Consider the following 7,345-nt stretch of genomic DNA (forward strand, 5'->3'; position numbering starts at 1 on the left):
CCCGCCCACGAGTGAACACCCCGCCCCCCCGCGCGCGGGGGGGGCGGGGGTTCCGACGTTTCTCGAGCAGCTGAGCAGGTCAGCTGTTGGGGCGCTTGCCGTGGTTCGCGGCCTTCTTGCGGCGCGCGCGGCGCTTGCGTCCGGTCTTGCCCATGGTGACTCCTCCGTCGTGTACCGCCGCAGGATCGCGGCGAGGATCATGCGATTCTCCCAGGCCATCGGTGTCGGGCGAAATCCGGGGTGCTCGGGTCAGCGGACCAGACGGGCCAGGAAACGCTCGGCATCGACCACGACTCGGGTGATCTCGCCGGTGGCCAGGAGACGCCCCGGCTGGGCGTGGTCGTGCTCGACGTCCCGCGCTGCGATCGAGAATCGGTGCAGTCGTCCGTCGACGAAGGTCCGTGTCGCCTCGATCTCCACCAGCGCTCCGACCGGGCTCGCTGCGCTGTGCTCGACCTGCACCCGGGTGCCCACGCTCGTGGCGCCGTCGTCCAGGCTCGGGTCGAGTGCGGCGCAGGTGGCAGCCTCGCACCACGCCAGCAGGCGCGGGGTGCCGAGCACGGGCAGGCTGCCCGAGCCGACGGCGAGCGCGGTGTCGTCGTCGGTCACGGTGAACCTCAGGCGGGCGGTCGCGCCGCTGCTCATCGGGCTGCTCCTCAGATGCCGAACGTCGCGCGCGGGTACGCGGCGTCGACGTCGGTGATGACGTTGACCAGGTAGGGCACGGCGGCGGCGAAGGCGCGGTCGAGCGCCTCGCCGATCCGGCGCGGATCCGTGACGGTCTCCCCAGCCCCGCCGAGAGCGCGGACGATCTCGTCGTAGCGGGTCTCCTGAGCCAGGTCGGCGGCGACGTCGTAGCCGTAGAGCGCCTGCATCGGACCCTTCTCCAGCCCCCACGCGGAGTTGTTGCCGACGATCATCACCACGGGCAGCCGGTGACGCACCAGCGTGTCGACGTCGAGCAGGGAGAAGCCGGCGGCGCCGTCGCCGAACAGCACCACGACCTGCGACGACGGCCGCGCGATCCGCGCCGCGATCGCCGCTCCCATGCCGGCACCCAGGCAGCCGTACGGACCGGGGTCGAGCCAGCCACCGGGACGACGCGGCTCGACGAACTTGCCGGCGAAGCTGACGAAGTCCCCGCCGTCGCCGATGACGACGGCGTCGTCCGCCAGACGCGGCAGCAGCTCGCCGTAGATCCGGGCTGGATGGATGGGGTCGGACTCCGCCGTGAGAAGCGCGGCATCACGCTCGGACGTCGCACGCACGACGTCCTGGAGCTCGGCGAGCCACGCGGACCATCCGGTCGCTGCGCCGCCGCGGTCGACGGCGCTGGCGATCTCCTGCAGGACCTGGGTCAGATCGCCGCTCACGGCTCCGGCGAGCGACGCATGCGTGGAGAGCTGGCCGGGGGAGTCGGCGAGATGGACGACCCGCGCCGGCTGAGCGCCGTCCTTGCCGCCGAAGATCCCGTAGCCCAGACGGAAGTCCAGAGGCGTGCCGACCACGATCACCAGGTCGGCGCCGTTCAGGGCTGCTCCGCGTGCCTTCGTGACCAGGAGTCGATGGCCGCCGGGCACGACGCCTCGTCCCATGCCGTTGGTGATCACGGGGAGCTCGTACTGCTCGACGAAGCGCAGGGCGGCCTCCTCGGCGCGGTCGGACCAGACGTCGGTGCCCAGGATGACCACCGGCCGCTGCGCGCCGCGGAGCAGAGCACCGACGGCGGCGACCGCGTCGGAGTCGATCTCGCGCGGGACGCTGCGCGTGCCGAGGGGCGCGTGCTGCTCAGCACTGCCGAACAGCTCGTCCATCGGCACGTCGACGAACACCGGCCCTCGGTGTGCGGAGGCCGCGAGCGCGAACGCATCGTCCAGGCCGGGTGCGACCTCGGCCGCGGTGTGCAGGGTGCGCGCCTCCTTGGCGACCGGCGCGATGATCGGCGGTTGGTCGAGCTCCTGCAGGCTGCCCATGCCCCACCGGTTGGCCGGGGCCCGCCCGCCGACGACGACCATCGGCGACCCGGCGAACTGGGCCTGGGTGATAGCGCTGATGCCGTTGGTGACGCCCGGGCCCGCGGTGAGGACCGCGAGTCCGGGGGCGCGCGTCAGCTTGCCGGTCGCCTCGGCGGCGAAGGCCGCGGTCTGTTCGTGCCGGACGTCGAGGAGACGCATCGGCGGATCGGCCCGGACGGCGCCGTCGTAGAGCGGGAAGACATGAGCGCCGCTGAGGGTGAACATCGTGGTCACGCCGTGGGCTCGAGCTGCGGCGACCGACTGGACGCCGACGGGCACGGCGGTTGCCGACGGGGAGGCGTCTGAGAGGGGCGACACGGGATCGGACGGGGTCGTCATGTGACGCACGTTACTTCCACCGCGGGAGTCTCAGTGGTGGCGGCCGTTCTGGCCGTCGGACGGCGGGCCGTCCTCGAAGGACTGCAGCGCGTCGACGAGTCCGAGCATCAGATCTGCCCGCTGCGGCGGGTGGCGTCGGGAGAACGCCAGACGGAGGTAGACGGCGCGCAGCAACGACTCGACGTTGCGATCGGCGACGGCGTGCTCGGCGCTGGTGCGCCCGGAGTCGCGATGCTCCTCGGCGAGGCGGAGCAGCCATGCCTCCACGATGTCGGCGGGCACCCGGTCGCGGTGCAGGACGGTGAGCACGACGTCGGCCAAGGCATCCGGCTCGCGCGCGAGGAAGGGATGCGGCGCCGGTGCCGCGCTGCGCTCCCCGACGACGTCCAGCATCACGGTCAGTTCGGGCGCTCCCAGGTGCGGCGATGCGGCCAGCGCGGCCAACGCGCGCGCGCCGTGGACGACGGCCCGCGCGCGGCCGTGGCCCGCGATGACGTCGCGCAGGTCGCGTTCGGCGAGGAGCCATGCGGTGAGGCGGTCGCCCCAGGAGAGCACGGTGCCGCCGGCCACGAGTGGACGCGAGGTGTCACGGTCGATGCACTCGCGCAGGATCACCGCGCACGATGCCCGCCGGAAGACCTGGCTCTCGGCGCTGCCGGGCTCGTCCGACACCCGTGAGTGGCCGGCGACCATGCCGTCCCCGAGCCCGCCGAGCAGGTCGTCGTAGACGCCGCGCCGGATCCAGGTGCAGAGGATCCGACGCGCGACCCGCTCGCGTTCGGCCTCGTCCGTCGATCCCAACGACGTGGTGAGTTCGGCGGTGAGATCGCTGAGCGAGGCGTCCGGTGGTACCGAGAAGTCGGCCGCCTGGACGGCCCGCCAGTTGACCCGAGACACGTCCGGCATCCTGCCAAAGGACCCCTGCGACTCCAACCCGGGTGCTGCCGCCCGCGGGCTCGCCCGGCCACGTCGCAGAGGATCCGGACGTACAACTAGTGTCGGGGTGTGCCGAGCTTCTCCGAGGTCGTCCGCACCCATACCCGGCTGACCGGCGCCGATGTGGTGTGGCTGCAGTTGCTGCAGGCCGATTGGCAGATCATCGCAGACCTCTCCTTCGCCGATCTCGTGCTCTGGCTGCCCGACCGCGACGGGAGCGGGTTCTGGGCGGCGGCGCAGATGCGGCCGACCACCGGGCCGACCGCCTACGTCGATGACGTCGTGGGCATCTTCGCGCCGACCGATGAGCACTCGCTGCTCGGGCGAGCGTGGAGCAGTGGCCGCGTCGTGCGCGAGGGGGACCCGGAGTGGCGCGACGAGGTCCCGGTGCGCACCGAGGCGATTCCCGTCGTGCGGGCCGGCGCGGTGATCGGCGTCATTGAGCGCCAGACGAACCTGCTCGGCGTCCGCACGCCGTCACGGCTCGAGCTGACCTACCTCCAGACCGCCGGCGACCTCACCCAGATGATCGCGGCCGGTGACTTCCCCGCCACCGCTCAGCGCTCCGACCACGCAGACTCCCCGCGCGTCGGCGACGGCTTCCTTCGCGTGGACTCCGCTGGCCACGTCGTCTACGCGAGTCCGAACGCTCAGTCGGTCTACCGACGCCTCGGGCTCTCGGGCGACCTGACCGGACTCTCGCTCCCCGACCTCGTCCGTGACCTGGTTCCGGCCCGACGTCGACCCGATGAGGAGACGCTCAGCGCCGTGCTCGGGGGCCGGGCCCACCGCGACGTCGAGATCGGCGGCGACGAGGTCTCGCTGATCGTCCGATCGGTGCCGCTGCGCACAGACGGTGAGCACATCGGAGCGCTCATCCTCGTGCGGGACGTCACCGATCTGCGGCGACGCGACCGCGAGCTGGTCACCAAGGACGCGACCATCCGCGAGATCCATCACCGGGTCAAGAACAACCTGCAGACGGTCGCCGCGCTGCTACGCCTCCAAGCTCGTCGGATCGGCAGCGACGAGGCCAAGGCCGCGCTGGAGGAGGCTGTTCGGCGAGTCGGCTCGATCGCGATCGTGCACGAGACCCTGAGCCTCGCAGTGGAGGAGACGGTCGAGTTCGACGAGATCGCTGACCGGCTCGGTGGCATGGTCACCGACGTCAGCGCTCTCACGGGCCGCGTGCACGTCCGCCGGGACGGATCGTTCGGAGCCATGAGCTCGGAGGCGGCGAACGCGCTGGCGATGGTGCTGACCGAATTGATGCAGAACGCGGTCGAGCACGGGTTCTCCACCCTCGCGATCGACGATGTCGGTGCGATCACCGTGACGGTGCGCGAACTCGTGGGGCGGCTGCACGTGACGGTCTCCGACGACGGCGCCGGGCTCCCCGAGGACTTCAGCCTCGACGGCTCCACGAACCTGGGCCTGTCGATCGTGCGGACGTTGGTGGAGTCGGAACTGGGCGGTCAACTGGAGCTGACCTCGCCCGGCGTCGATCGCGGCACCCGTGCCGAGATCGACATCCCCGCGCCGTCGACGATGCCGTGAAGGACCGGTCGGCCGGGAACAGGCGCGGCGGGATCAGGCCGTGCGCACCCGCGCGCGAGCGTTGCGACGCTTGAGCGCGCGGCGCTCGTCCTCGCTGAGGCCACCCCACACACCATGGTCCTGACCGGCCTCGAGGGCCCAGGCCAGACACTGCTCGCGCACGTCACAGCGACGGCACACCTGCTTGGCCTCCTCGATCTGGAGGATCGCGGGACCGGTGTTGCCGATCGGGAAGAACAGCTCCGGGTCCTCATCGAGGCATGCGGAACGGTGACGCCAATCCATGGAGGGTGGGTTTCCTCATCTGCTCGAATGTGCAGCACCGGGAGGATCCGGCCTGCGGGCGCGCCAATATGTTCGTCTGTGAACGATTTCACGAGCGCCCGACCACTCTGACAAACAACACCCCTCGGGATCAAGGACTTCACGAGGTCTGTTGGGTCACACCAGCATCGCAGACGGCGAACCGCGCGTCACTGCCCGAAGGGGCGAGGTGCGCGCCGGCACTCGGCTCCGGCGTCGCGAGACATCGACCGTAGGCTCTGGCTCTGTGACGACGCCCGAGGAGCCCACGGACCCCGAAACGCGCCAGCGGACCGTCCCGGGGCTCGGCGCGCGTCGGCTCGGTGCCGCCGTGGTGAGCCTGCAAGGATCAGCGCTGGTCGCACTCGCCGTCGCCGAGGCCCTGCACATCAGCGGTGACCGGCTGTCGCTCGGCGCGGCGACCGCGATCTTCTTCCTCGGCTACGGGGCGCTCCTGGTCGCGGCCGGGATCGGCCTGAACGCGGGACACGGCTGGGCGCGTGGCCCGGCGCTGATGACGCAGTTCATCCAGCTCGGGCTCGCCTGGAACACCCGGGCGGAGCCGCAGTACGCCGTCCCGCTGCTCGCCATCGCGCTCATCGCGCTCGCGGCCCTCGTCTCGGCGACGCGTGCCGATCTCGAGGACGAGGACCCGGCCGGGTAGAGACCTCAGTCGGCCGACTCCAGCGACGCGCGCAACTGATCGAGGGTCCGTGCGAGCAGGCGCGACACGTGCATCTGCGAGACGCCGATCTCCTCGGCGATCTGCGACTGCGTCATGTTCTTGAAGAACCGCAGGAGCAGGATCTTCTTCTCCCGTGGTGGGAGCTGGGCCAGGAGTGGCTTGATCGACTCGCGGACCTCCACGTGCTCCAGGCCCTCGTCATCGATGCCGAGGCTGTCGAGCATGGAGGACGGCGAGTCGTCGGAATCGTCGGAGGCGTCCAGCGAGAGGGTCGAGTAGGCGTTGCTCGACTCCAGACCCTCGATGATCTCGTCCACGGTGCAACCGATCGCCTCGGCGAGCTCGGACGGCGTGGGGGAGCGGCCCAGGGACTGGGTGAGCTCACCGCTCGCGCTGGAGATCTGCATGCGGAGTTCCTGGAGACGACGCGGGACCCGGATCGCCCAGCCCTTGTCGCGGAAGTAGCGCTTGATCTCGCCGATGATGGTCGGCGTGGCGTAGGTGGAGAACTCGACGCCGCGCTCGGTGTCGAAACGGTCGATGGACTTGATGAGCCCGATCGTGCCGACCTGGACGAGATCCTCGAAGGGCTCGCCGCGGTTGCGGAATCGTCGGGCGCAGTGTTCGACGAGAGGGAGGTGCAGATGCACCAGTGCGTCGCGCGAGGTGCTGCGGGCTGCTTCGGAGTTCGACTCGTCCCGCAGCTCGACGAACAGCTCGGCGCTGCGACGACGGGTCTCTTCGAGCCGGGTCCTCTCACCCGTCGCGGGTGGGTCCGCGACGGTGTCGTCCCGGCTGGTGGCGGCGTCCATCTCAGGCGCCGGTGGATGCCGAGGTGACCATGGAGACCCGCACGGCGAACGTCCCCTCGCCGTCGAGCAGGTCCGCGGACTCGGCCAGCGCCGAAAGCACCTGCCAGGCGAAGTTGTCCAGGTCCGGCACCGGGTTGTCCTCGGTGGCGACCGTCAGGGTGAGCGTCATCGACCCCGGCGCCAACGCATAGGCGCAGTGGAGGTCGCTCTCGGGGTCGGCATAGTCGAGCACCAATGAGCTCGCCTCGCTCACCACGATGCGCAGATCCTCGATGTCGTCGATGGTGAAGTCGATCCGCGCCGCGAGGGCCGCGCTCGTCGTCCGGAGCACCGAGGCGTAGGCGCCGTCGGCGGGGAGACGCAGTTCGACGTCGGCGTGCTTGGCGGTCGACGGGACGGTGACCTCGGACATGGGCTTCCTCGGGGAGCAGGCGTGGACGAACGGGATGGGCGATGCTGTGCGACGGCCGATCACGTGGAGGTGGTCGACGCTCCGGGCGGCACGGCGTCTCACCCGAGACGATGCGACAGGGGCGGTGTCGGGACTACTCCCCAGACACCGGCCCTGGCAAACGCGAGACGGAGACGCTCAGGCCTTCTTGGTCTCCCAGAAGATGTCCGCGATCTCGTCGATCTTGGCCAGCAGCTGGTCGGCGGCCTCGGCGTCCCTCGTGCCCTTGGTGCCGGTCGCGCCGGCG

Annotated in this window: 9 protein-coding genes; 2 read left to right on the forward strand and 7 right to left on the reverse strand. The window is 70.8% G+C overall.

Annotated features, from left to right (window positions below; all coding sequences use genetic code 11):
• Window positions 1–79: 79 nt before the first annotated feature.
• The 4 genes from KSO97_RS18475 to KSO97_RS17130 all read right to left on the reverse strand — a co-directional run bounded on the left by KSO97_RS18475 (window position 80) and on the right by KSO97_RS17130 (window position 3,251).
• On the reverse strand, window positions 80–154 hold the full coding sequence (locus tag KSO97_RS18475) for a 50S ribosomal protein bL37 (protein WP_370692322.1): 75 nt from the start codon (window positions 152–154) through the stop codon (window positions 80–82).
• 95 nt (window positions 155–249) lie between these two features.
• Window positions 250–645, reverse strand: coding sequence for a thioesterase family protein (locus tag KSO97_RS17120; RefSeq protein ID WP_232681376.1), 396 nt, complete (start codon window positions 643–645; stop codon window positions 250–252).
• A gap of 11 nt (window positions 646–656) precedes the next feature.
• A complete protein-coding gene (locus KSO97_RS17125; RefSeq protein WP_232681391.1) occupies window positions 657–2,354 on the reverse strand; it encodes an acetolactate synthase in 1,698 nt (565 codons plus the stop codon).
• Window positions 2,355–2,384: 30 nt separating this feature from the next.
• Window positions 2,385–3,251: a DUF2785 domain-containing protein gene (locus KSO97_RS17130; protein WP_232681405.1), complete on the reverse strand. Its 867-nt coding sequence runs from the start codon at window positions 3,249–3,251 to the stop codon at window positions 2,385–2,387.
• Between the two features lie 108 nt (window positions 3,252–3,359).
• Here KSO97_RS17130 and KSO97_RS17135 point away from each other — a divergent pair, with 108 nt between their 5' ends.
• A complete protein-coding gene (locus KSO97_RS17135) occupies window positions 3,360–4,847 on the forward strand; it encodes a sensor histidine kinase (protein WP_232681422.1) in 1,488 nt (495 codons plus the stop codon).
• Window positions 4,848–4,880: 33 nt separating this feature from the next.
• Here KSO97_RS17135 and KSO97_RS17140 read toward each other — a convergent pair whose 3' ends face one another.
• Window positions 4,881–5,132, reverse strand: a complete 252-nt coding sequence (locus KSO97_RS17140; RefSeq protein WP_027863177.1) for a WhiB family transcriptional regulator — start codon at window positions 5,130–5,132, stop codon at window positions 4,881–4,883.
• A gap of 265 nt (window positions 5,133–5,397) precedes the next feature.
• On the opposite strand from KSO97_RS17140, the gene KSO97_RS17145 reads away from it, so the two are divergent.
• Window positions 5,398–5,814 (forward strand): hypothetical protein, encoded by a 417-nt coding sequence (locus KSO97_RS17145; RefSeq protein WP_232681442.1) that lies wholly within the window; start codon window positions 5,398–5,400, stop codon window positions 5,812–5,814.
• Between the two features lie 5 nt (window positions 5,815–5,819).
• Here KSO97_RS17145 and KSO97_RS17150 read toward each other — a convergent pair whose 3' ends face one another.
• On the reverse strand, window positions 5,820–6,647 hold the full coding sequence (locus tag KSO97_RS17150) for an RNA polymerase sigma factor SigF (RefSeq protein WP_232681457.1): 828 nt from the start codon (window positions 6,645–6,647) through the stop codon (window positions 5,820–5,822).
• A gap of 1 nt (window position 6,648) precedes the next feature.
• Complete coding sequence (locus tag KSO97_RS17155) at window positions 6,649–7,059, reverse strand: anti-sigma factor (RefSeq protein WP_232681465.1); 411 nt, start codon at window positions 7,057–7,059, stop codon at window positions 6,649–6,651.
• Between the last annotated feature and the right edge of the window lie 286 nt (window positions 7,060–7,345).

It is taken from the genome of Nocardioides sp. R-C-SC26 (assembly GCF_021246465.1).
Taxonomy (GTDB): domain Bacteria; phylum Actinomycetota; class Actinomycetes; order Propionibacteriales; family Nocardioidaceae; genus Nocardioides.